The 24035-nt window shown below is 60.3% G+C and carries 24 protein-coding genes; 10 read left to right on the forward strand and 14 right to left on the reverse strand.

Annotation, left to right across the window (positions count from 1 at the left end; all coding sequences use genetic code 11):
• Positions 1-62 precede the first annotated feature (62 nt).
• The gene (locus F4V60_RS11775) at positions 63-1598 is read left to right on the forward strand and encodes a PucR family transcriptional regulator (RefSeq protein WP_075730752.1); all 1536 of its coding nucleotides are present in this window, start codon (positions 63-65) and stop codon (positions 1596-1598) included.
• A gap of 177 nt (positions 1599-1775) precedes the next feature.
• Here the strand turns inward: F4V60_RS11775 and rplI are convergent, their stop codons facing one another.
• The 7 genes from rplI to F4V60_RS11810 all read right to left on the reverse strand — a co-directional run bounded on the left by rplI (position 1776) and on the right by F4V60_RS11810 (position 7558).
• Positions 1776-2231 carry a 50S ribosomal protein L9 gene (gene rplI, locus F4V60_RS11780; protein ID WP_075730753.1) on the reverse strand — a complete coding sequence of 152 codons (456 nt, stop codon included), beginning with the start codon at positions 2229-2231 and terminating at the stop codon, positions 1776-1778.
• Between the two features lie 56 nt (positions 2232-2287).
• Positions 2288-2845, reverse strand: a complete 558-nt coding sequence (locus tag F4V60_RS11785) for a single-stranded DNA-binding protein (RefSeq protein ID WP_075730754.1) — start codon at positions 2843-2845, stop codon at positions 2288-2290.
• A 50-nt stretch (positions 2846-2895) separates the two neighbouring features.
• Positions 2896-3186 carry a 30S ribosomal protein S6 gene (gene rpsF / locus F4V60_RS11790; RefSeq protein WP_174775533.1) on the reverse strand — a complete coding sequence of 97 codons (291 nt, stop codon included), beginning with the start codon at positions 3184-3186 and terminating at the stop codon, positions 2896-2898.
• A gap of 125 nt (positions 3187-3311) precedes the next feature.
• Positions 3312-3500: a hypothetical protein gene (locus F4V60_RS11795; protein ID WP_075730756.1), complete on the reverse strand. Its 189-nt coding sequence runs from the start codon at positions 3498-3500 to the stop codon at positions 3312-3314.
• The gene (locus tag F4V60_RS11800; RefSeq protein ID WP_232315935.1) at positions 3494-4918 is read right to left on the reverse strand and encodes a glycosyltransferase family 87 protein; all 1425 of its coding nucleotides are present in this window, start codon (positions 4916-4918) and stop codon (positions 3494-3496) included. The genes F4V60_RS11795 and F4V60_RS11800 overlap by 7 nt, the downstream gene beginning before the upstream one ends.
• A gap of 12 nt (positions 4919-4930) precedes the next feature.
• On the reverse strand, positions 4931-7114 hold the full coding sequence (locus tag F4V60_RS11805; protein WP_075730757.1) for a transglycosylase domain-containing protein: 2184 nt from the start codon (positions 7112-7114) through the stop codon (positions 4931-4933).
• Between the two features lie 75 nt (positions 7115-7189).
• A complete protein-coding gene (locus F4V60_RS11810; RefSeq protein WP_075730758.1) occupies positions 7190-7558 on the reverse strand; it encodes a DUF5318 family protein in 369 nt (122 codons plus the stop codon).
• Between the two features lie 159 nt (positions 7559-7717).
• Here F4V60_RS11810 and F4V60_RS11815 point away from each other — a divergent pair, with 159 nt between their 5' ends.
• The 4 genes from F4V60_RS11815 to F4V60_RS11830 all read left to right on the forward strand — a co-directional run bounded on the left by F4V60_RS11815 (position 7718) and on the right by F4V60_RS11830 (position 11030).
• Complete coding sequence (locus F4V60_RS11815) at positions 7718-8806, forward strand: inositol-3-phosphate synthase (protein WP_075730759.1); 1089 nt, start codon at positions 7718-7720, stop codon at positions 8804-8806.
• A 103-nt stretch (positions 8807-8909) separates the two neighbouring features.
• A complete protein-coding gene (locus F4V60_RS11820; RefSeq protein ID WP_075731367.1) occupies positions 8910-9389 on the forward strand; it encodes a MarR family winged helix-turn-helix transcriptional regulator in 480 nt (159 codons plus the stop codon).
• 152 nt (positions 9390-9541) lie between these two features.
• Positions 9542-10537 carry a universal stress protein gene (locus F4V60_RS11825; RefSeq protein ID WP_075730760.1) on the forward strand — a complete coding sequence of 332 codons (996 nt, stop codon included), beginning with the start codon at positions 9542-9544 and terminating at the stop codon, positions 10535-10537.
• Positions 10538-10547: 10 nt separating this feature from the next.
• Complete coding sequence (locus tag F4V60_RS11830; RefSeq protein WP_075730761.1) at positions 10548-11030, forward strand: hypothetical protein; 483 nt, start codon at positions 10548-10550, stop codon at positions 11028-11030.
• Here the strand turns inward: F4V60_RS11830 and trhO are convergent.
• Positions 11027-11983 carry an oxygen-dependent tRNA uridine(34) hydroxylase TrhO gene (trhO, locus tag F4V60_RS11835; protein WP_075730762.1) on the reverse strand — a complete coding sequence of 319 codons (957 nt, stop codon included), beginning with the start codon at positions 11981-11983 and terminating at the stop codon, positions 11027-11029. The genes F4V60_RS11830 and trhO overlap by 4 nt on opposite strands.
• 50 nt (positions 11984-12033) lie before the next feature.
• A complete protein-coding gene (locus tag F4V60_RS11840) occupies positions 12034-13530 on the reverse strand; it encodes a DUF1846 domain-containing protein (RefSeq protein WP_075730763.1) in 1497 nt (498 codons plus the stop codon).
• Positions 13531-13684: 154 nt separating this feature from the next.
• Between F4V60_RS11840 and F4V60_RS11845 the strand changes: the two genes are divergently transcribed.
• On the forward strand, positions 13685-14497 hold the full coding sequence (locus F4V60_RS11845; protein WP_075730764.1) for an Fpg/Nei family DNA glycosylase: 813 nt from the start codon (positions 13685-13687) through the stop codon (positions 14495-14497).
• An 86-nt stretch (positions 14498-14583) separates the two neighbouring features.
• Here F4V60_RS11845 and F4V60_RS11850 read toward each other — a convergent pair whose 3' ends face one another.
• On the reverse strand, positions 14584-14865 hold the full coding sequence (locus F4V60_RS11850; protein ID WP_075730765.1) for a hypothetical protein: 282 nt from the start codon (positions 14863-14865) through the stop codon (positions 14584-14586).
• A 281-nt stretch (positions 14866-15146) separates the two neighbouring features.
• On the opposite strand from F4V60_RS11850, the gene F4V60_RS11855 reads away from it, so the two are divergent.
• The 3 genes from F4V60_RS11855 to F4V60_RS11865 all read left to right on the forward strand — a co-directional run bounded on the left by F4V60_RS11855 (position 15147) and on the right by F4V60_RS11865 (position 18564).
• Positions 15147-16772: a bifunctional ADP-dependent NAD(P)H-hydrate dehydratase/NAD(P)H-hydrate epimerase gene (locus F4V60_RS11855; RefSeq protein ID WP_075730766.1), complete on the forward strand. Its 1626-nt coding sequence runs from the start codon at positions 15147-15149 to the stop codon at positions 16770-16772.
• 78 nt (positions 16773-16850) lie between these two features.
• Positions 16851-17639: a metallophosphoesterase family protein gene (locus F4V60_RS11860; RefSeq protein WP_075730767.1), complete on the forward strand. Its 789-nt coding sequence runs from the start codon at positions 16851-16853 to the stop codon at positions 17637-17639.
• 112 nt (positions 17640-17751) lie between these two features.
• On the forward strand, positions 17752-18564 hold the full coding sequence (locus tag F4V60_RS11865) for a Rossmann-like domain-containing protein (RefSeq protein ID WP_075730768.1): 813 nt from the start codon (positions 17752-17754) through the stop codon (positions 18562-18564).
• On the opposite strand, the gene F4V60_RS11870 is transcribed toward F4V60_RS11865, so the two are convergent.
• A complete protein-coding gene (locus F4V60_RS11870) occupies positions 18554-19183 on the reverse strand; it encodes a VanZ family protein (protein WP_084559223.1) in 630 nt (209 codons plus the stop codon). The genes F4V60_RS11865 and F4V60_RS11870 overlap by 11 nt on opposite strands.
• A 79-nt stretch (positions 19184-19262) precedes the next feature.
• Between F4V60_RS11870 and F4V60_RS11875 the strand changes: the two genes are divergently transcribed.
• Positions 19263-20243 (forward strand): MDR family oxidoreductase, encoded by a 981-nt coding sequence (locus tag F4V60_RS11875; RefSeq protein WP_174775534.1) that lies wholly within the window; start codon positions 19263-19265, stop codon positions 20241-20243.
• 86 nt (positions 20244-20329) lie between these two features.
• On the opposite strand, the gene F4V60_RS11880 is transcribed toward F4V60_RS11875, so the two are convergent.
• From F4V60_RS11880 to F4V60_RS11890, 3 genes are all read right to left on the reverse strand, one after another.
• Positions 20330-21655 carry an MFS transporter gene (locus F4V60_RS11880; protein ID WP_373862524.1) on the reverse strand — a complete coding sequence of 442 codons (1326 nt, stop codon included), beginning with the start codon at positions 21653-21655 and terminating at the stop codon, positions 20330-20332.
• A 90-nt stretch (positions 21656-21745) separates the two neighbouring features.
• The gene (locus F4V60_RS11885) at positions 21746-23056 is read right to left on the reverse strand and encodes an AMP-binding protein (RefSeq protein ID WP_075730770.1); all 1311 of its coding nucleotides are present in this window, start codon (positions 23054-23056) and stop codon (positions 21746-21748) included.
• A 306-nt stretch (positions 23057-23362) separates the two neighbouring features.
• Entirely contained in the window at positions 23363-23977 is a 615-nt protein-coding gene (locus tag F4V60_RS11890; protein WP_075730771.1) for a TetR/AcrR family transcriptional regulator, read from the reverse strand.
• Positions 23978-24035 lie beyond the last annotated feature (58 nt).

Raw genomic sequence — 24035 nt, forward strand, 5'->3', positions numbered from 1 at the left:
TACCGATATGACAATACCGGTAGACTTATAGAAAATGTTTGTACATGTCTGGCAGGTGACCCATGAAGGTATCTAAAAACTTGGAAGTCTCCCTCCCTGTCTCCCAACAACGACTATCGCTCAGCTGGTTACTCTCCGATGAGCGGCTAGGGCTTCGGCTCATCGTCACAGGTCAGCCTTGGTTCTGGTCTATCCAAAGCATCGAACTTCCAGACCCTGGAGAGTACATCGATGAAGGGGCAATCATCCTACTCACCGGCTTAGGATTCGCCGACGAACCTGAGCTCTTCTCCGGCTACGCCGAGATTCTTGCCAACAAAGGCGCGGTTGGAATTGGGTTCGGTACTGGGCTGCGTTTTGATCACGTCCCCCCTGAGCTGATCCGTGCAGCCCAGAGCAAGGGCCTAACGCTATTCGAGGTCCCCTTACCCACTCCGTTCATCTCCCTTACAAAAAAGGTGCAGGACGAACGGGTACGACTGGCACGTCTCCAGCAAGAATCCTTACTCGCCGCGCAAGAGGAGCTTAACGTCGCCGGAGGGCTAGGCGTTCGCAAACTCATCCAGCAAGCAAGCTCCCAATTGCAGGCTTCGCTGTGCATCGTCGATAGCGATGGTAGGTTAATTAGCTCCCATGGAATAATGGCTCCGCAGGCCCTCAAGGTTGCCAAATGCTGCCTAGCCACCAAAAAGACAACCAGCAGTGCAGGAAACTACGAAGACTCCAATTATCTGATTCACCGCTTAGACGCCCATGGAGACCGGTTTCATCTACTTGTCATCTTGGCTGCCCGCCAATTCAATTCCTATGACCGAAGCATTGTCAAACATTGTGCGGGCTTAGCCGATATCCTCGTCCAGCGTCCGGCTTCCCTGCGCAAAGCTCGAAGCGAACTCCACACCCTAGCGTTGGCGACGCTATTAGGAGAAAACTCCAGCAGCGAGATTCTGGCGCGGGTGTTCGAATCTGCCGCAGATACCACTGGGCGCGTGCGCGCTGCGGTTGTGTGCGGCGCTAGCGAACACTTCCTGAATAGGGCCTTGACTCACTTCGATGCAGAATTGGCCGCAGCAAACCGATATCTCTTTAGCCTCGAGGTTGGTTCGGCATCGACACTGCTGTTATTCCGAGGAACACGAACCCCGGCGGAAATTCGAGAGTTCTTCGGCCCGAACGCCAAATCTTTACGCATCGCGGTTGGTGCTCCAATGCACTGGAGCACCTTGAACCTGAAGATAGTAGAAGATCTCACGGTCGCGGCTCGCACCCTTGAGTTGGGCACGCTTATCGGACCGCAATACGTCGGAACAAACTGGATCGCCCAAGCCCCAGTGCGCAAGGCCCTCGATGCACGGTCCAGACAAACCATAGACCGCCTCATCGAGCACGATACTGTCCATGACACGGAACTAGTAGCGACGCTCGAAGCTTATTTGCGCGCAGCGGGATCCTTAAGTGCTACAGCCAGTGCCACCCGAGTACACCGCCATACCATCCGCTCAAGAATTGAACTTATCGCAGAGATCTGTGAAGTCGACTTAAGAGATCCTTTCACCCGGGCAGAACTACTACTAATAATCCTCAGCAGAAGCGCTTAAGCGGCCACGAAGGGGGAGAGAAGCACTCACAGAGCTCGGGGACGACTTTATCCACAGCTTCAGGCTGGGTAAAACGAGCTTTAGGGTCCAAGCCCTCAGCCACCTCACATGGCTGGGAGTCCTGGACCCTAAAGCAGTGCTGTTGTCTATGGGTCTATATGACCGTCGCGTTATGCCTTACTTGGCAGCTGCGACCGAGAAGTTCACCTTGCCGAGAACGTCAGCGTGCAGCTTAAGCTCAACTTGGTAATTGCCGGTCTTCTTGACCAGGCCCTTCGGAAGATCTACGACGCGCTTGTCGAGCTTGGGGCCTCCGGCCTTTTCGACTGCATCGACGATATCGTGTGCCGAGACAGAACCGAAGAGCTTACCCTTCTCAGAGGTCTTGACCTCCACGGTAACGCCTTCGAGCTGTTCGAGCTGGTTGCGGACCTCACGAGCGTGGTCGAGGTCGCGGATTGCGCGAGACTCCTGAGCACGCTTGATGCCCTCGATCTGCTTTTCTGCGCCGCGGGTGGCTACGATAGCCAAACCACGAGGAAGCAGGTAGTTACGTCCGTAGCCGTCCTTGACCTCAACGACTTCGCCTGGGGCGCCGAGGTTCTCAACGGCAGCGGTGAGGATCAGCTTCATGATCCCTGCCTTTCAATTGAGTTAGTTATTCAGTGAATAATAAATGCGTGACAGATTTAGAACGGGGGTTCAGAATCAGCGCCTCCGAAGCCGCCGGCAGGCGGTGCGGAGTTCCACGGATCATTCGAAGGAGCAGACTGCTGCGGGGCGGACTGGTTTCCACCAAACCCACCTTGGTTGCCGCCACCGTAGTTATTGCCACCTTGCTGCGGCTGCTGGCCACCGCCATAGTTTCCACCACCCTCACGAGGGTTGCGGTTTACCTGGGCGGAAGCATAACGCAGGGAAGGACCGACCTCATCGACGTCAATCTCGAATACGGTGCGGTTTTCTCCCTCACGGCTCTGGAAAGAGCGCTGCTTAAGGCGACCAGTCACGATGACGCGCATGCCCTTGGTTAGGGTCTCTGCGACGTTTTCTGCCGCAGTACGCCACACATTGCAGGTCAAGAACATGGCCTCGCCGTCTTCCCACTGATTCGTCTGCTTGTTAAAGAAACGAGGGGTCGAAGCTACGCGGAAGTTGGCCACCGCTGCACCCGCCGGGGTGAAACGGAGCTCTGGGTCGGCGACAACGTTGCCGACCACCGTGATATTGGTATCTCCCTGTGCCATGTCTTTTTACTCCTTATCGGTTACGTGGTTTCTGTTGAACCCAGTATCCGCTATTTGCTGTCGGTGCGCAGAACCTTGGTACGCAGGATGGTGTCGTTCAGGTTCAAACGGCGATCGAGCTCGAGAACAGAAGCGGACTCGCACTCAAGGTTAACGACGGCGTAGATGCCCTCTTCCTTCTTATCGATCGGGTAGGCAAGACGACGCTTGCTCCACACATCGACGTTTTCGACTTTGCCGCCTTCTTTGCGAACACCTTCGAGGAACTTGTCTAGGGACGGGGTTACGGTGCGTTCATCCTGGTTAGGATCCAGAATGATCATGACTTCGTAGTGACGCACGGACCTCATCACCTCCTATGGTCTAGTAATTGTTTTCGGCCACATCACCTTTGCGGACATGGCAGGAGGGTACGTTGCGTCAAGCAACTTTTCCACAATAGCGCACGTGAGGGGCGAAAAGAAATCTAAGTGTTCGAGGTCGCGGCGAAAAAGATGGCGGCGGCGACGGGAATCACCGTGAGGAAGATCAGGGCCGCTATCCCCAACACGAGAGCCGACTTCTTATCACCGTGTTGCTGGAAGCGATAATAGGCCGCCAGCACGCAGAAGAAGCCAAGCGTGATGGAGACGATTCCGATGATGGTGGTTAGCATCGTTGAAACTTTCTTTCTAAGAGAGGATCGGCGCCACGATGAGCCGCGGCCACCTTATCTGAACTTAGCCCCAGCATCTGCCGGATGATGCAGACAGCGATGGCAATGATGAGGCCGTCGCGGCCAAGGACTGCCAAGTCCAACAGCTCGTGCGGAACCCCGTTGTTTCCGGCGCCCAGCATATGCCACATGAGTATTGGCCACACCGCGGCGTCGACAAGCATCCAGCTCAACAGGAGGCGCCACCTGGGCAGTGCCAAGACCGCCGGAATGACCAGCCACAGCGAGTATTGCGGGGACCATACCTTGTTGACCAGGAGAAAGCCGGCGACGATGAGATAGGCCAGCTCCGCTACGCGCGGCTGGCGTGGCACGAGGATGCCGAAGGCGGCAATGGCGGCACATACCGCAAGGAAAAGGACAATGCCCACTGCATTGAGAACGCTGGGAGGAAGCTCCACCCCCAGGTTCCGGCTCAGGATGGCGTAGATGGTGGTCCACTCCGCACCGCGGGTTTCGTTGAGGCGATAGAACTCGCGCCACGCTGCGGGATAAGCCAGCGCCACCGGCAGGTTGACAGCAAGCCAGGTGAAGGCACAGCTCAAGGCCATCTTTATAAACTCCACCCAGCGCCGATTGCGCCAGGCCACGACGAAGAAGGCGCCGAGCAAGAACAGTGGCCAGAGCTTGAAGGCCGTGCCTAGACCCAGGAGTGCGCCCGCCCACACGTAGCGGCCGCGCGAGGCGGCAAGCAAGCCGGCAACCGCGAGAGCAATGGAGGGAATATCCCAGTTGGTGAAGGCGTGGATGATGACCAAGGGGCTCGCGGCAACCAAGATGGTGTCCCAGGCCCTGTTCCCGGTGAGACGGTAGACCATGGCCAGGACGCCGACCCAGATGCAGGAAAGCACCGCGGCGGTCACCGCGAAGTACCAACCGGCGGCGGGAATGGCGAAAAGCTCCGCCACGGGATAGGTCGCGCGAGAAATCCAGCCCATCAGACCTTGGAAGAGCCCGGCTAAAACGGGGTACTCCATGTAGCGGGTGACATCACCCTCTTGCCAGGAAAAGGCATAAGGGAAGCCGCCTTGATCCATGCCGCGCCCGCCGTAGAGCGGGATGATATCGCTGTAGCAAAAGGAGGTGTAGTTGCGGTTTCCGTCCCAGTTGAGCAGGATGGCACCGTCCTCGCCACGGCGGCCCCCTGCGCAATTGGCTTTGCTTAGGAATCCGAGGGCGAGAAAGCTCCAGCCCACCGCGATGATGACGCGCAGGGGCGTCCACCACCGCGCCCGGCCCACGCGTGCGTGGGTGCCCATCCTTCCCCCGAGAAACTCGATGACCCCGCGGGCGATGGGTTCCGCTGCGGCCGGCACCCGGTTAGCTGGGCTAATGCTGGCGGGCGACGGCTTGGTCACGAGGTTGCGCTCCTATCGGAAGAGATCTTGCAAGTTTCCCTGGGGTATGAGGTCCTCGATCGAGGGCGCCTCCGGAGCCGGGGGCAGCGGGTTCTCCGGCAGCTCGGGGAGGGGATTCTCCGCCGGCGGGGCACTCTCTTCCGCAGGAGGCTCCGCGGGAGTGCTCTCTGCGGGGGTCTGGGCGCCGGCATTGCCACCGGTGGAGGGGCTCGAAGGCGTAGGCGTGTAGTAGTAGCCGCTGCCCGGGCTTCCCTTGCCGTAGCGAACCGGATAGGCCTGCGGGAAGGTCTCGAAGTCCGAGTTAGCCAGGGAGTTATCGAGAACGTACTTCCAGATCTGGGTGGGCGAGTTGGAGCCGTACATGATTCCGCCCGAAGAGTTGAAGATGGCGGAGGTGTTATCGGCGGTGCCGACCCATACCGCGCTGGCAAGCTGCGGGGTGGCACCAATCATCCAGGCATCCTTGTTGTTGCCGGTGTTGCCTAGCTGCGTGGTGCCGGTCTTAGCAGCAGACTGCCTTCCGCCCGCCAAGGCACCATTAGACCAAGCGGCGATAGGCTCCATGGCGGAGATGACATTGTTGGCAACGTTGGCCGAGACGCGGCGCTCACCATCATCGTTGGGGTGCTCGTAGAGCACCTCTCCGAAGTTATTCTCTACCTTCTGCACGAAGTGCGGACTGTGCCAGACACCCTGGTTAGCCAAGGTGGCCATTGCCGTTGCCATATCCAGAGGGCGGGACTGGTACTGGCCCAGCACGATTCCCTCGAAAGGAGTCTGGCCATGCTCGGTCAGGGTGTCATCGATGCCGGGCAGGGACTTGGCAATGCCGAGTGCGTGCGCCATGTCGGCGGTGTCTTGGGTCTTGTTCTCCAAATCATCCTGGAGACGCAGGAAGGAAGTGTTGTAGGACTTCTTCAAAGCCTCCGCAATGGAGCAGCTACCGCAGCCCGTATCCACGTTGGTGACAACCTGAGAACCGGGCAGTTGATAAGGCTCAGAGGAATAAGGCGTATCAAGGCTAATTCCCTGCTGCAACGCCGCGGCCAAGGTCATCACCTTGAATATCGAACCGGTCTGCAGCGGCGAGTTGGCGTAGTCCCAGCCCGTTGCGTCATGCCCGCCGAAGTAGCCGCGCACAGCGCCGGTGCGTGGATCGATGGTCACGGAGGCCGCACGGGCATCATCCTGCAGGGAATTAAGCTGCGCATCGACCGCGTCGATGGTGGACTGCTGGACGTTCATGTCGATCGTCGTAGTGATCTTCAGACCGCCGGTTGCGACCTGATCCTCGGAAATACCGACGCTGGCCAGCTCGTTGATGACCTGGTTCTTAATGTGCCCATTGGCACCAGGTGCCTCGGAATAGGCGGAGTACTCGGCAGGATCACGCGTTTCCGGGAACACCATGGCGTTGCGCTGTGCGGGATCCAGTACTCCGGTCTCCACCAGCCCGTCGAGCACGTAGTTCCAGCGCGCTTCGGAACTCTCCCTGTCTACCCAAGGATCAAGCACCGACGGGGACTGGATGACCCCGGCGAGCAAGGCACCTTCCTCCACCGTGAGGTCCTTGGCATCCTTGTTGAAGTAGGCATTCGATGCCGCCTGGATGCCGTAGGCATTGCGTCCAAAGTAGACCGTGTTGAGGTAGGCGTTGAGGATGTCTTCCTTAGACCATTCGTGAGTCATCTTGATGGAATAGATAAGCTCGCGAACCTTGCGCACGTAGGAGTACTCATCACCCACGAGGGTGTTCTTGACGTACTGCTGCGTGATGGTCGAGCCACCGCCGGCGCTGGAATCACCGGTGAGCTTGCCCAACACAGCGCGGCCGAGACCAGTGAAGGAGAAACCGGAGTTGGTCCAAAACTCACGGTCCTCTGCCGCCAGGACGGAGCTTTCCACGTAGTCCGGAATATCTTGGAGACCAACCTGGGTACGGTTGCCCTCCGGCGGGACGAGGCGCGCCAGCTGCGTGGTGCCATCACCCGCGTAGATGGTGGAAACCTGGTTGCTGACCAGGTCCTTAGGCTCGGGCACCTGGTACTGGGAATAGGCATAAGCAAAAAGGCCACCCGGTATGGCCACGAGTGCCAAAACGATCACCAGGAGGATGATCGGCCACCGTCGCTTCTTCCGTGCCTTAGACTTCGTGCTCTTGCGCCGCGATTGCGCCGCTGCTTCCTTTTCGGTCACTGTTTCGTGTCCTCATTCATTAACGGAACAAACTTAAATACCTGCAGCTTACTTCCTCCACCAGCATGGGAAAAACTAACACGCAGCATAGGCGGTGGCTGCGGTGAGCAAATGGTTCCAGTGACAGGCCGGGCAGACCTCTACCTCGTGCACCGTGAACTCGATTCCCTCCGCGACCATCCCGGCGATTTCTTCCTCGCTGCGCGCGCTGCCCGCACGCCGGCCCAGGGAGGAACCATAAACCCACAGCGTCAGCCGCAAGGGCTGCCCGCACACGGGACAGGCCCTATCCATGGTCACCCCGTGGTGACGAGCGGCTGCGCGCAACAAGAAATCGGCATCACACACATCCTCACGCTGCAATTGGCCTAGGCGCAGCTGCCGCAGGTGTTGCGCGCGTTCCCATTCGTAGGAGACAACGTGCTTATAGGCAACAGAATTCATCGTGTCGAGTCTATCGAGTCCTTCTTTATCGATCCACCTTGCTCCTTTGGCCCCAGCCCATCATTTTTTGCTTAACCTCGTGCTTTGGGGCAGGTGACGCCGCATCGAGTACGGCACCTGCCACAGAGTTTTAAGAAAGCCAATCAAGGAGTTTGAGCGTTGTCAGGAAAAGTAAAAGTAGCGATCGTAGGCGTGGGTAACTGCGCCACCTCCCTCATCCAGGGCGTGGAGTTCTACCGCGACGCCGATGCCAGCGCGCGCATCCCCGGCCTCATGCACGCCACCTTCGGCGACTACCACGTTGGCGATGTCGAGTTCGTCGCGGCTTTCGACGTCGACGCAGACAAGGTGGGCAAGGATCTGGGTGAGGCCACCCGTTCCTCCCGCAACTGCACCATCACCATCGCCGAGGTCCCCGAGCTGGGCGTGGAAGTCCAGCGCGGCCCCACAAAGGACGGACTAGGTTCCTACTATCGCGATTCGATTGAGGAATCGGATGCCGCGCCGGTCGATGTCGCCGCTGCCCTGCGCGCGGCGGGCGCCGAGGTCGTTGTCTCCTACCTCCCGGTGGGCTCGGAGGAGGCCGATAAGTTCTACGCCCAGGCCGCCATCGACGCCGGCTGCGCCTTCGTCAACGCTCTCCCCGTGTTCATCGCCTCCGATCCCGAGTGGGCGCAGAAGTTTGTCGACGCCGGGCTACCCATTGTGGGCGACGACATCAAGTCCCAGGTGGGAGCCACCATCACCCACCGCGTCCTAGCCAAGCTCTTCGAGGATCGCGGCGTCCGCCTCGACCGCACGATGCAGCTCAACGTGGGCGGCAACATGGACTTCAAGAACATGCTCGAGCGCAACCGCCTGGAGTCGAAGAAGATCTCCAAGACCCAGGCTGTGACCTCTAACCTGCATGACTCTCCGCTGGCTGGCAAGATCCAAGACCGCAACGTGCACATCGGCCCCTCCGATTATGTGCCCTGGCTCGATGACCGCAAGTGGGCCTATGTGCGCTTGGAGGGCTCCGCCTTCGGCGAGGTGCCGCTTAACCTCGAGTACAAGCTGGAGGTCTGGGACTCCCCTAACTCCGCCGGCATTATTATCGACGCCGTTCGCGCCGCCAAGATTGCACTCGACCGCGGTCTGGCAGGACCGATCCTGCCGGCTAGCGCCTACCTGATGAAGTCCCCACCGGTCCAGATGGCCGATGAGGACGCCCGCGCGGAGCTCGAGCGCTTCATCTTGGGTTCCTAAGAAGCACCTACGCACCCCCATGGAAAGATTATTTGCCTCTCAAAAGGAAAATTTTTAATAACCTAACTACCCATGGGGGCCTGTGCCAGTTAAACTGCAGTGCATGAGTGAACGAGCTGCGGATTCCCCCTCCAATTATGATGACGCCCTCGACGTCGCGCGCCATATCCAGCCTGCACTTAATAAGCTGCTGCTGATTTTCCAACGCACGGCTGAGGGCACCTCGCTGACCACCTCGCAGGTCTCTATCATGAATCAATTGCGTCTGCGCGGCCCATCCCGGGTGAGCACCATCGCCGCCGCGGAGCTCATCCGCATGCCCACCGCATCGAACGCGCTGTACCAATTGGAGCGCCAAGGATTTGTTGAGCGTCATCGCGATAAGAAGGATCGCCGCGGCGTGTTGGTCGCCCTGACAGAGCGCGGGGAATCTGAGCTCGATCTGGTCTCCCAGCAGCGTGCGGAGGCACTGGCCGCAATCCTATGCTGGCTGGAACCCGAAGAACTTGAGGGGGCCCGCGAAGTCGGCGGCCTCATCTCGAAGCTGGCGGAAGTCTACCGTCCCAGCATGACCAAGGAGTAGCTCTAGCGTGGCAGAGCCATCATTGGCATTAAACACAGCTTATAAGTCGGAATTTCTTTCTTCTTCACCCTAATGCGATAATGGGGCAAGACTTTGTTCATCTTCCTCGTTCACCCCACCACTTCTTCACCTCTTCCTAGGTGCTTGCATTAATGGCAAAGAAAAACACTGACACCGCCCCCGCATTTCTCCTCCAGAAGGATCCCGGCGCTCCCATCAGGATTCTCGTTTCGTGGAGCCCGCATTCCACCGGGAATGAGGCGATAGAATTCGCCGCGTGGTTAGGGCGCACCATGCCCATTCAGGTGCGCGTAGTCTCCACGCTCTTTCAGCCTTGGGGCTCCACCTCCTTCTCGAAGCTCGGCGGGAAGTATAAGAAGTGGTTCAAAGCGGAGGCAGCTGCCTGCGATGAAACGGTGCGCCATGAGCTCACCGCCGCAGGCATAGACCAGAAGTATTGGGACAAAAAGCCCTCCGTATTGGTGGACGGACCCTCGCGGCCGAACCTCCTCACGGAGATGGCCGCGGACTTCGGGGCAGATGCCATTTTGCTCGGCCCCAACCAAGCCGCCCCCAAGGGCCGCTTCTTCGCAGGATCTACAGCGGATACGCTGTTGCACTATTCACCTGTCCCGCTCGGGCTAGTCCCGCGTGGCATCAAGCTCTCCAAGCACGGCGTGACGCGGGTTAACTTCGCCCTCACGGATCGCAGCGAACTCGGTGGCGACAATGATCGCGCCGACAACGAGAAGAACTCCCTGCTCGCCGCAGCTCATCTCGCGGATAGCTGGAATACCCCGCTACGCATTCTGGCCTTCTCCGCCAACGGACTCTTCCAAACCCCGCTCCACGATAAGATCGACATTTCCAAGCTTGCCTCGGAGTGGCGGGAGGATTCGCTGTCCATGCTCGATCGCGCGCGCGATTGCGTCCTCGATGCCTTCCCCCAGCTAGAGGTCACCTCCGCCATCGGCACCGGCAGCGGCTGGGGCGGCGCGGTCGACGCCCTGAAGTGGAAGAAGGGCGATCTAGTCTGCCTTGCCTCGGTGCCCCAAGGAGCCTTGGCCCGCGTATTCCTCGGATCTACCGCCACCGCACTCCTCCCGCACATGCGGGTGCCGGTTCTCGTTCGTCCGTGTTATAGCTAACATCGATCCCATGACTTCGAAACGCAATCGGGAGCACCCCGAAAACGATCTGACCTCAGACGCAGACTATTCCAACCTGCGCCGGCCAGAGCCGCATAGTTTCGATGAATTAGCCGATCAGCCCGATCCCCTGCAGGTGGCTGAGGCCAACCGCAAGTCCACCCGCCAGGCCATCGTGTTCATGACTGTCTCGCTTGTTGCTTCAGCAGTTTTTGCCTTTGTCCTAGCCATCATCATGCGGCTCATCGGCGGCCCGCTGTGTGAGAGCGGGGAGGCCGTGTGGCTGTGCTCGACTACTCAGCGCAACGCGTGGGCGATTCTGACCCTAGTCATTCCGCTGGCGGCAATGGTAGGTGATGCCATCATCATGGTGATTAAGCTGCGCCGCTACTTGCGCTGGCGCGCATGGATGGGCATCTTCTGGGTCCTCGCCTTCAACTTCATGATCTGGACCATCAACAACATCCAGCTGGCGATAGGACCCGCCCTCTAAGCTAGGCCCCGAGATTCCGGCACGGTTTCAGCAGCCGCTGCAGCCGCCACCTCCGCGCAATCGACTCTCCCGCAGTGTTGGGTCTTCACGTGGGAGGCGCAGTCGGCGCAGATGAGCACCTGCCGGCGGCACGTATCCTCGTTGATGCAGTTGTGGAAGGAGTTCGTTCCCACCCCACAGTGCACGCAGTGCCCCAGCTGGATGAAACCCGGATCCTGCACACCCTGCCCAAACTCGTGGTGCATGCGCTTGTCGAAGACGTAGAGGGAACCCTCCCAGAGCCCCTCATTGCCGTACTTCTCGCCGTAGCGCACGATCCCACCGTCTATCTGATAGACCTCGCTAAAGCCGCGGTTTTTCATCAGCGCCGAGAGAATCTCGCAGCGGATGCCGCCCGTGCAATAGGAAACAACGGGCTTGTCCTTCATCCAGTCATACTTGCCGGACTCGATCTCCGCGATGAAGTCATGGGTGGTTCTTACATCGGGCACGACGGCGTTCTTAAACTTGCCAATCTCCGCCTCCATGGCGTTGCGTCCATCGAAGAACACAACCTCATCCCCGCGCTCGGCCACCAGCTCGTTGACCTGCTCGGGTTTAAGGTGCACGCCACCGCCGACGATGCCCTCTGCATCGACCTTGATCTCCTTTGGGGAGCCGAAGGCCACGATCTCCTCGCGTACCTTCACCGACAAGCGTGGGAAGTCCGCGGCACTGCCCTCAGACCACTTGAATTCCATCTTCTTGAACCCGGGGTATTCGCGGGTGGCACGCACGTAGCGCTTGCAGGCCTCCATATCCCCGCCCACGGTGCCGTTAATACCGTGGGAGGAGATGAGGATGCGGCCGTTGAGCCCTAGGGACTCGCAGAGGGTGCGCTGCCACAGCATGACCGCCTCAGGGTCCTTGAGCGGGGTGAAGCAGTAATAGAGAAGAATTTTGCCGATACTCACGGCTCGATTCTAAATCGGCTCACGGCCCCCGACCAACTAGTGCCGAACGCTTAGCGCTTCTGATAGAGCGCCTGCTTGCGGGCGAAGGCGGGATCGGAGGTGACGAGCACGCCCAGGTTACGGAAGATTCCCTCATCCACCGAGCCAAGGATGGTGGTGGTGTGGACGTCGCAGCCGGCCAATTCCCGCAGCTGCTCCAGGGCTCGGCGGGCGTTGTCATCGGTGGCGGCAGAGACCGAGAGCGCAATGAGCACCTCGTCGGTGTGCAGGCGTGGATTGCGTGAACCCAGGTGGCGGGTCTTGAGCGTCTGGATAGGCTCGATTGCCCCTGGGGAGAGCAGGTGCACGCCGTCGTCGATTCCGGCTAAGTGCTTGAGCGCGTTGAGCACCATCGCCGCGGAACAACCAAGCAGTTCGGAGGTGCGGCCGGTGATGATAGTGCCATCGCCAAGCGCAATAGCCGCCGCCGGTTCCCCTGTCTCCTCAGCCCGGGCGCGGGCCGGGGCGACGACGAGGCGATCCTCGACCTTGATCTTCGCCTTGGCCATGACCACGGCCGCGCGATCTGACTTGGTGGAATCGCTACCGGTGCGCGCCTCCTCGACCAAGGCCTGGAAGTAGCGGCGGATGATCTCCTGGTTGGCGGCGGCGCGGCATACCTCATCATCGATGATGCAGAAGCCGGCCATATTCACTCCCATGTCCGTCGGGGACTGATAGGGAGTGGAGCCAGTCAGCTTCTCCAGCAACACCTTGAGCAGCGGAAAGGCTTCGACGTCGCGATTGTAGTTGACGGTGGACTCGCCGTAGGCAGAAAGATGGAAATGATCGATGACATTGGCGTCATTGAGATCGACCGTGGCGGCCTCATAAGCAAGATTGACCGGGTGATCTAGCGGCAGGTTCCACACGGGGAAGGTCTCAAACTTGGCATAGCCTGCCCGGTTGCCACGACGAAACTCGTGGTAGACCTGCGAGAGCGCGGTAGCCAGCTTGCCTGAACCCGGACCCGGCGCGGTGACCACGACAACGTCACGGGAGGTCTCGACGAACTCGTTGCGCCCCAGCCCCTCCTCGGAGACAATGAGTTCGGTGTTCGCCGGATAACCGGGGATGACGCGGTGGCGCGCAACGTTGAGCCCCAACCTATGCAGGCGGTCTATGGTGGCCTCGGCCTGCACGTTTCCTTCCTCCAGCTGCGTCATCACCACGGTATTAACCAAGAAGCCACGCTGGCGGAATACGTCGACCAAGCGCAGGACGTCCTCCTCGTAGGAGATTCCCAGATCCGCGCGCACCTTGTGCCTGGCAATGTCCTTGGCGTTGATGCACACCAGGATCTCCACGTCTTCCTTGATGCGCTCGAGCATCGCAATCTTGTTATCCGGGCTAAAGCCGGGCAGCACCCGGGAGGCGTGCATGTCATCGAAGAGCTTGCCGCCCATTTCCAGGTAGAGCTTGCCGCCTATCTCCTTGCGCCGGGCTGCGATGTGCTCCGACTGCATCTCGATGTACTTCTCGCGGTCGAAACCTAATGTGCGCGCCACGCCTCGGTGCCTTTCTACGTAGAGTATTTCGCTCTCCCCGGACAATCGGTTCTCAACTCTACTGCACCGCGTCGCTTCAGATTCTAAGCCTGCATTGCCGGGTGCAGTTGACCGCATTGTCTGCAGAGTCTCCCCCGCGTTCTAGAGTAGGTCTATGCCCGAAGGTCACGTCATCCACCGTCTCGCCCGCACCCTCAATGCCGAATTCCGCGGCCAGGCACTGCACGTCACCAGCCCCCAAGGCCGCTTTTCTGCGGAGGCAGCCCTCGTCACAGGCTCCCAACTCACCGTGGCAGAGGCCTTTGGCAAGCATCTCTTCTTGCACTTCGACGCACCTCGCCCGGCGCATATCTTCTACATTCACTTAGGGCTCATCGGGCAGCTGCGCTTCGAGGACCCCGACGACCTGCACGGCCAGATTCGCCTGCATTTGGCCACCGAAATCCGCGCGGCGAACCTCCGCGGACCGCAGTGGTGCCGCCTTATCACCGAGGAGGTTTACCACGCGGCCCTGGCCAAGATCGGCCAGGATCCGTTGCGCGCGGACGCCGACCCGAAAGCAGTCTGGGCCAAGGTTCATCGCTCTCGGCGCGCCATCGGCTCCCTGCTCATGGATCAACACCTTTTTGCCGGTGTGGGCAATATCTACCGCGCGGAGGTGCTCTTTCGCCAGAAGATCTCGCCCTTCCGGCCCGGCAATCAGCTCACTGCAGCCGAGTTCGACGCCCTCTGGCAAGACTTGGTCGAGCTCATGGCTCAAGGCGTGGAAGCTGGACGCATCGATACCGTGCGGCCCGCCCACACCCCGGAGGCCATGGGCCGCGACCCGCGCCGCGACGATCACGGCGGCGAAGTCTACGTCTACCGCCGCGCCGGCCTCCCCTGTTATGTGTGCGGTAGCCCTATTAGCGAAAAGGTCATGGACGGGCGCAACCTGTTTTGGTGTCCGCACTGCCAGGCGGCTTAAGTCAGGCTTGTCTTCCTCGCCGAGCCGCATCTTCAACGTTCAGGCGCGTTTCGCCTTCGTTGTGGATCGGGGTTCTACCCCGGAGTTCAACCCTGGTTTTCGACCCTAACATTCGCGGTGTAGATAGCTTCTTTGAAACCCAAGTCGTGGCCTTCTATTATCTCCCGTGCAGACTCAGCGACGTTGATCATCGAGCCTTGCTTGGTTTCTATCCCTACCCCAAATGATAGGTAGAGGGCAGGTTGTTCTACTAGCATCGGCACATAAGCCCACGCACCATCAACCTGGTCTAAGTACCAGCAGCCAAGCAAGTACGTGATGAGTTCTTGGCGCTCAGTACTGTCCAGATCAAAATCCCGGATGGCCATTAGTGAATCTCTGGAAAGTCACTCCCTGAGAAATCGGCTACATCACAATCTGGATGCACCAGCGGGTTCTCTCCTGTTTGAAACCGGGCGAGCATAGCCCCGGACTCTTCATCCAGTTTCTGTAGCCGCGGCCGATAGGAACCGCGATTACCGTCTACGTTTTCGCCGCTATCTTTCAATGAACTGCGCTCCTTGTCTGAGATCTCTATCGAAGTATTGCTGCCTCAATTGTCACTCAATACTCGAGCCTATTAGAGGTATTCGTGCCTAGACTCGGTGACATGCGTAAAGCCTTCACTGTCGAATCCGTCCGCGCCGCCGAATCCGCGCTCCTGGCGCAGCAACGCTTCCCCGATGAACTCATGCGCCTGGCTGCGCGCGGGGTCGCCGCTACTGCCGCCGCCATGCTCGATGCCCACTCCGGGCGGCGCGTGCTCGTCCTTGTCGGTCCCGGCGGCAATGGCGGGGATGGCCTTTATGCGGGGGCTTTCCTCGCCGCGCAGGGCTATGCGGTGGATGCTTATCCCATCGCAGGGGTCTCACACCACAGCGCGGGCGCGGCTTTTAGCGCGGCTGGCGGCCGCTTCCTTAAGCCGGAGGACACACAGATAGCAGAGCTGCCAGACTCCACTGCCTTGCTTATCGATGCCGTGGCGGGACTGGCCTCCGCCCGCGGGCTGGCCGGTCTGGGCCTTGAGTTCTACCGCCAGGCCCACTCTCGCGGCGTGCCGGTGCTGGCCATCGACATGCCCACCGGCATTGATGCGGATACCGGCGTTGCCGCCGCCGATGCTGTCCACGCCACGGTCACTGTCAGTTTCGGCCTGGCGCGCGCCGGGCAGATAGCAGCGCCCGAGTGCGGCGAGGTGGTCTTATGCGATCTGCAGCTGCCCGGCGCGGCGCGTAGCTTCGCCGAAGAGCTCGAACAAGGCGGAGTACAGGGCGCGAACTCGGCCGGCGCGCCCGTCGGCGCGATAGCCTATGAGCCCACGCTGCCCGCCACCTATGGGTGGCCCAGCGAATCGATCCGCGATACCCACGGCGGCTGGGCCACGGCGCCACGCCCGGTGGGTTGCACCGGCCCGATCATCGATCCCACACCGCGTGCATCCAGCGATAAGTACAGCGGCGGGGTCGCCGCCATCTGTGCAGGTAGCAAGCGCTATCCGGGCGCGGGCATCCTCGCCGCCACGGGCGCGGTTCGTGCCACGCCCTCGATGGTGCGGGTGGTGGGCAACGCGGAGACCGTCCAGCACCTGCCCGAGGTGGTCCTCCACGCCGATGCCAAGGATGTCCACGCCCAATGCTGGGTGGTGGGCCCGGGCCGCGGAACGGATGAGGCGGCGCGCGCGGAGCTCGAGTATCTGCTCACCCACTACACTCAGCCCCTGCTTGTCGACGCCGATGCCATCACCCTCCTCTCCCTCCACCCCAGCCTGCGCCAGTTGCTCAAGGCACACGGGCTGGTCATTCTCAGCCCGCATGCCGGCGAATTCACCCGCATCTATGAGGCTACTTTTTTACGCGACCTCGATCCGCGGCGCGGGGTCGCCGCCAACGTCCGCGAGCTGGCCGCCGCGCTCGGGTGTTTCGTGCTGCATAAGGGCCGCAATACCGTCGTGGCGGGGCCACATACCGGGGCTTTCGCATTCAATGCGGGGCATTCCTACGCAGCAACGCCCGGTTCCGGGGACGTGCTCTCCGGAATCATCGGTGCTGTGCTGGCGCAGCTTCACCACGCGGGTGAGATGGACATTGTCCATGAGTTGCTGCACGCCGCCACCATCCACCAGCACGCTGCTGCTATCGCCGCGCAGACCCCAGAGGGCATGGGCATCTGTTCGGCCTCCCAGATTGCTGCGGCCGTGCCTCAGGCCGTCGCGCGCCTCCTGCACGCCCAGCGCTAAGCGGCTTAGGAGCTCACTCGCTAGAGCTCAGTAGGTGGATCAGTATAGAGCCTTCGAGACCCATATACACTGAACACCATGGCAAAAACCCTGTGGGCGGTAAGTGATCTCCACACCACCTTTGCGGAAAACCAGCAGGTGGTGGAGGAGTTTGCTCCGCACAATCCTGGTGACTGGCTCATCGTGGCCGGTGACGTGGCCGAGCGCATCCCCGACGTGGTGCGCACGCTGCGGCTGCTGAGTGAGCGCTTCGCCAAGGTGATCTGGGTGCCGGGAAACCACGAGCTTTTCAATCGCAAGTCTGATCGCTTCAACGGCAAGGCGCGCTACCGCATGCTGGTGGGCCAGCTACGCGTCCTCGGTGTGGTGACGCCTGAGGATCCTTTCCCACGCTTCGGGGATGCGGCGGTCTGCCCGCTTTTTACCCTTTACGATTATTCCTTCCGGCCCGCCGGGCTCAGCGCGCGGCAGGCTATCGACGCCGCCAAGATCAAGCTGGATGATGAGCTGGCTATTGCTCCCTACGTGGACATCCCGCAATGGTGTGCGGAGCGGATTGAATACTCCGAGGCACGCCTGGAGGAGACCCCGGGCCCGAAGATCCTGGTCAACCACTGGCCGCTGGTGGAGGAAGCAACACACCGCCTGCTGCACAGGGAAATCGCGCTATGGTGCGGCACGCGTGCCACCCGGGATTGGGCCAAGCGCTTTAATGCCCGGATGGCCATCCACGGCCACCTGCACATCCCCGCCGAGACGCGGGTGGATGGCATCAGCCACGTCGAGGTTTCTTTGGGCTACCCCTTCGAGACCTACCGCGAGGAGCTGCGGCGGCCGTGGCCCTTCCCAGTCATGCAGATTCCTTGAGTATGTGCTGTCAGCTCGGTGAAAATAACGTAGGCTAATCCGCGCCTGCCCTCTAGCATTATCCATGCGCGCCTACACTGGTGCAGATTCACTAAGAGGCGGAGGATTTCACATGTCAGCATGGGACCTGTATGACGAGCTCATCGACGCGATTCCGCGCGATATTACCGTGGTGCGTGCCGCTCAGGGCCCGCGGTGGACGCGCATTTATACCAACAACCCCAGCTGCGGCATCGCGCTGACCATGAGTGCTTCCTCGCGCCCAGCGCAGATGATGGATGATTATGTGGGGATTCCGGTGCGCGCCATAGCCCAGCTTTCCAAGAGTTGGAACTTCTCCGAGGCCTCCTTTGGGCTGGCAGCGTTGAATTCCTATTATTCCACCGCGTCCGTGGCCGCCGAGCATGGCTTTGTTATAGATCCAGCCGGTGCTGCAGCTGTTTCTTCAGGCGGGAGCGCAGCTGCGGGCGTGTCCTGGGACCGCGTGTTTAGTCCCTTCAGCGAACGAGTGACGGGCAAGAAGGTTGCCGTCATTGGCCACTTCCCCTTCGCGCCGAAAGCACTGCACTCAGCCGCGGAGTTCTACATGCTCGAGCGCCAGCTCAACGAGGGCGATTACCCGGATTCCGCCGCCGAGTACCTCTTGCCGGAGTGCGATTTCGTCTTCATCTCCGGCTCGGCCTTTGTCAACAAGACGGCACCGCGCCTGATAGAGCTCTCGCGGCAGGCACAGACCATTCTGCTGGGGCCTTCCACTCCCTTGGCCCCCGTCCTGCTTGAGGAGTACGGGGTGGATCAGATAGATGGGGTGGTCTCAGACAAGCCGCTGGCTACCTTTGAGGCGCTGGGTGAGGAAGATAACGTTTCCAGCTGGGCCAACGGACACATCGTGGAGCGCGGAGCAGGGGTAGCCCTTAGCCGATGATGCCGGCGAGGTTCGCACCAACTATGGCCACGAGCAGCCCGCAGCCCACCGCTGTTATGGCGCGCAGCGCTGTGAGGCGGCGGCCTTTATCTAGGTGTGCGTAGACGCCGGTGCCCACGGCGGCGCCGAGCGTGTTGAAGATGACATCATCGATATCGCTAAAGCCGATGGCGAAGATGTACTGCGCCGCCTCGATACCCAGACTAAGTAGAAATCCTAAGAAAACGGTGCCCCCCACGCCGAAGGAAAGGCGCCGCAAGCTGGGGCGCGCGGCCTTGCCCAAGGTCTTGCCTACCGCCAGCGCGGTGGCTCCAAAGGGCATAAAGAGCAGCATATTTCCGAATGTGTTCAGCCACGGCACGTACCACAGCGAGGCCCGACGGAAGCCGCCCAATGGCCAGAGGTTGAGGTCACGGGTGGCGTGCGCCGAGGCGTCGACAATGCCCGGGATGTGCAGCAGCGTCCTAGCCAAGGTCACCACCGCGATGACAGCAAGCACCACGATCGCGACGGCACCCAGGCGCCAGCCCACCGAATGTGGGCGGCGCTGGGAACGCGCGGGTCGTGCCGCGGCGAGCCTATTGCGTGGGTGAATCTGCATCGTGTCTAAGAAAACCATAGTGGGTGAATCCTACAAGTCCTACCACGCCACGGTCTGTCCGAGAGCTGAGAAAACACTGCGCCACTAAGTGCGTACGATGGTGCCCATGAGCACACTTTTGGTTACCCGTAATGCAGACAACACCATCACGCACTCTTTTGAGGAGGGGTCCTATCTCAACGAGGGGGACGTCCTCGTTGACGTCACCCATTCCTCGCTCAACTACAAAGATGCGATGGCTCTCGACGGAAACAAGGGAGTGATGCGGGTAAATCCCTTGGTGCCTGGCATCGACATCGTGGGAACCGTGGCGCGCTCCGCAGTGGAGCGCCTGCCGGTGGGCTCACTCGTGGCCTCCTTTGGTGATGGCTTGGGCGAGTTCCGCCACGGTGGCTACACGGATTCCCAGCGCGTGAACTCTTATGCCACCGTCGCTATCCCCGCGCAGTTCACCGCCGAGCAGGCCGCCGCCATTGGCACCGCCGGCTATACCGCCGCGCTCTGTGTCAACGCGCTGAGCACCCACGAGGTGCCCGAGGGCCCGATCTTGGTCACCGGTGCCACCGGCGGCGTGGGCTCAGTGGCCGTCAATATCCTGGCCAACAAGGGCTACGAGGTGCATGCTTTGACCGGTCGCGTCCAAGAGCACGGCGACTATCTGCACCGCATCGGCGCCGCGGAGGTCATCGACCGCGCCGAGTTTGCCGTGCCTGGCCGCCCGCTGCAGAAGGCCCACTACGCCGGCGCGGTAGATACTTCCGGTTCGACAGTCTTGGCCAATGTTCTAGCGCAGTTGCAGTGGGGAGGCGTGGTTGCCGCGACAGGCATGGCCGCCGGCGCGGACTTGCCCTCCTCCGTCATGCCCTTCATCTTGCGCAATGTCACCCTTGCGGGAGTGAACTCGGTCGATGCTCCCTTGGATTATCGCAACGAGGCCTGGCGCCTGCTGTCGTCCAAGCTCGACATGGAGGTCCTTGATTCTTTTACGGAGACCATCGCCTTGCCCCAGGTCATCGATGCAGGCAAGGAACTGCTCGCCGGTTCCCGCCACGGGCGCACCGTGGTCACCATCAGCTAAGGCAACCACAGGGACAAGGCCCAGCGGCTGAGGGAATAGCTTTTCCCCTCAGCTGCCGGGCCTTTCTTTCTTTACGATGCCGCGTGCTAGACGTGCAGGTCGCGGTCCTGAATGCCCTTGGGGATAAGGGCCACGCCGATCAGGGAGACACAGGTTATGCCGATGGCGTAGGCGGCAATAGCCATGGAGGTCTGGAACTGCGTGTAGAGCATCTCGGCGATCATGGGGGCGAAGGCGCCGCCGATGATGGAGCCGAAGGCGTAGCCAATGGATACACCGGACAAACGCACGCGGACGGGGAACATCTCCGCATAAAGCGCGGACTGCGGGCCATAAGTCGCACCCAACAAGAGGCCCAGGATGACTACCGCGCCGCCGAAGATGAACAGGTTAGCGGAATCAACTGCGAGCCAGACCGGCACTGCCCACACGGCAAGCGCGATGTAGCCGAGGATGAACATCTTCTTGCGTCCCACGCGGTCGGAGAGGTGGCCGAAGTACAAGGTGCCGATGAACCAACCCACCGAGGCAACGAGTGCGACGGCGAGGGCGTCGGTGCGGGTGTAGCCCACCACCTTGGTGCCATAGGAGGTGAAGTAGGCGATGACGAAGTAGCCCACCGCGTTATTGGCGGCGAAGATAAGCGCGCACTTGACCACGGTGCCAAAGTGCTCCTTGAAGAGCACGGCCAGCGGCGCCGAGGACTTCTCCTTGAGCTGCTCGAGCTCGACGAAGGCGGGGGACTCCTCAACCACACGGCGGATGAAGTAGCCCACGACGATGAGCACTACCGAGGAGAGGAAGGGAATACGCCAGCCCCAGGCCACGAATTGCTCGGTGCTCAACACAGCAGAGAGGATGAGCATGAAGATGGTGGCCAGGAACATACCCAGGGGCACGCCAACCTGCGGGAAGGCACCGAAGAGGCCGCGCTTCTTATAAGGAGCGTGCTCGACGGCGAGCATTGCCGCGCCACCCCACTCGCCGCCGGCGGAGAGTCCCTGCAGGATGCGCAGGCCCACCAGCAGGATGGGGGCGGCCATTCCGATGGCGGCGTAGTTGGGCAAAAGGCCCATGAGCATCGTGGCCATGCCCATGCCGAAAAGGGTGATGACAAGCACGGGCTTGCGCCCGATGCGGTCACCCAAGTGGCCGGCGATAATTGCGCCGAGCGGCCGGAAGAGGAAGGAAATACCCAGCGAGGCCCAGGAAATGATCTGGGCCAGCGAGGCATTAGCGTTGGCTACGGGGTCGAAGTACTGGGAAGCAAAGATGAGGCCGGCGGCCTGGGCGTAGATGAAGAAGTCGAACCACTCGATGGTGGTGCCGACCATGGAGCCCGCGAGCACGCGCTTGTGCTCTGAGGTGATGCCGGGCCCGTCTTTCTTGGGGCTTATGACTGGTGCAGACACAGGGTTTCTTCTCTCTATGGGTGCAGGGATGGGACGGTACGGTACGTTGCGTTGCCGAAAAAACGGAACCGCCATTGAAGTGCCGCGTGGCTAGTCGCCGCGCTTGTCGATGATGCGTTTGGCTTTGCCTTCGCCAGAATCGACAGATTCCACCACATCCACGCCAACCGTGATGCCGATGCGGTTCTTGATCTGGGCACGTAACCACAGAGTGGAATCCTCGATCTCGGCCAGCGAGAGCTCAGGCTTGTGCTCAACAATAATCTCTAGGTGATCCATGCGTCCCCGCTTAGACAAAATACATTGATAGCGCGGGCGCAGGGAGGGGTGTTCGGTGATGATTTCCTCGAATTGCGAGGGGAAACAGTTGACGCCACGCAAGATGATCATGTCATCGTTACGCGCGGTGATGCGGTCGAGGCGACGCATGGAACGAGCGGTGCCCGGCAAAATGCGGGTGAGATCATGCGTGCGGTAACGGATGATGGGGAAAGCCTCCTTGGTCAGCGAGGAGATAACAAGCTCTCCAAACTGCCCATCGGGGACCGGCTGTAGCGTCTGCGGATCGATGATCTCCGGGTAGAAGTGGTCCTCCCACACGGTGAGTCCATCCTTGGTTTCCACGCACTCTTGGGCCACGCCTGGTCCCATGACCTCGGAGAGGCCATAGATGTCCGTGGCGGTGATACCGAAGCCCGCTTCTAGCTCGCGGCGCATCCCTTCGCTCCAGGGCTCCGCGCCGAATACGCCGGCCCTAAGCGAGCTCTCGCGCGGATCGATTCCTTCTTTGCGCATGCGATCCAGCAGGTTGAGCATGTAGGAAGGCGTTCCGAGGATCGCATCTGGCTGGAAGTCCTGCATGATCTGGATTTGCCGCTCGGTTTGCCCGCCGGAAGTAGGAATCGCGGTGGCTCCTAGTTGCTCAACGCCGTAGTGCGCTCCGAGCCCTCCGGTGAAGAGTCCATAGCCAAAGGTGATCTGGACTTTATCGCTGGGCCGAATACCGCCGGCGCACAAGGAGCGGGCGACTAGTTCGGACCAGATCTTCACGTCATTTTGGGTGTATCCCACCACGGTCGGTCGGCCGGTAGTGCCGGATGAGGCGTGGATGCGTGCAACCTGGCGTTGATCAACCGCGAACATTCCAAAGGGGTATTCCGTACGCAGGGTTTCCTTATCCGTAAAAGGATAGTTGGCAAAGTCCGCCAGTTCCCGGAAGTCATCGGGGTGGACGCCCACCTCGTCGAATGCCTTCTTGTAGTGGGGGACGTTGTAATACGCGTGACGCAGCTCGTTCTTCGCGCGCTGCGTCTGCAGGGCGATGATCTCATCGCGGGAAGCGTATTCGATGCCCATTTGCGGGCCGTGATGATCAGAAAAAATATCAAACACTGCGGTCACGGTGTTGCCTTTCGGTACGGGAGAAGTTAGGTCCACACCCTCATTCCCTCGAAAGTTGTGCTCTGGATAAATCAGCCAGGGAAAAGTTGGATAGGCCGGCACGGTATCCGGCTAGAGGAAACTGACTTACCATTCGTTCAGGTAAATCATGTGACGTACAATACAGGGAAGTTACGTGATAGCCAACACAATTCTAGAAGTTTTTTAATCCACGCCACATTTCAAAAAGAATCCGCTGCTCACACCTAGTGCGCACTCACATAGTTTGTACCCACGTAGTTTGCACTAGAGCAGTGTGGAAGGGAACTAACGCCGAGAGTCGAGCCCACCGAAAAGAAGCGCCACGACATCCTGCGCAATCTGTTCCGGACCGAGCTCACCGTCCGGCTCGTACCAGTCCGCCAGGGAGTTAACCAGGCCAAAGCACATGCGCGTGAGTACCGCGGGGCTAATATCGCTACGAATCTCGCCACTTTCTTGGGCCTTAGCGATAAGCGGGATGACTGAGCGCGTGAGCTCGCGGCGCCGGCTCAAGGCACGCAGCTCTACCTCGGAGTTTCCACGCAGGCGCAACAAGAGCGTCACGGATTCCGCATCGGCACACAAGACGGCCACCGAGCCATAGATGAGCTGACGGATCGTCCCCCCCGGGGTTAAATCTGCTGCGACGACGTCCCGGAAGGCCTGCTCTAGGTTGCTCAGCGCATAAGCCACCGACTCTTCGAGGATCTCCTCCTTGGAGGTGATGTGATGATACAAAGCAGACTTGGAAATCCCCAGGTCTTGCGCCACATGCCCCATGGAGGTGGCATCATAACCGCGGGAGTTAAAAGCGCGGACGGCGGCGCGAATCACGTCATCGCGGGAGTAGCCGGGGCGGCCACGCTGGGAGGTGGGATTCACGGTAGTCACCCCACCCATTCAAGCAGACCCGCGCAGCAATGGTTAGAATCATTTCTCACCACACCCGCATTTCCTC

Origin of the sequence: Corynebacterium flavescens (genome assembly GCF_008693105.1) — a bacterium.
GTDB lineage: Bacteria > Actinomycetota > Actinomycetes > Mycobacteriales > Mycobacteriaceae > Corynebacterium > Corynebacterium flavescens.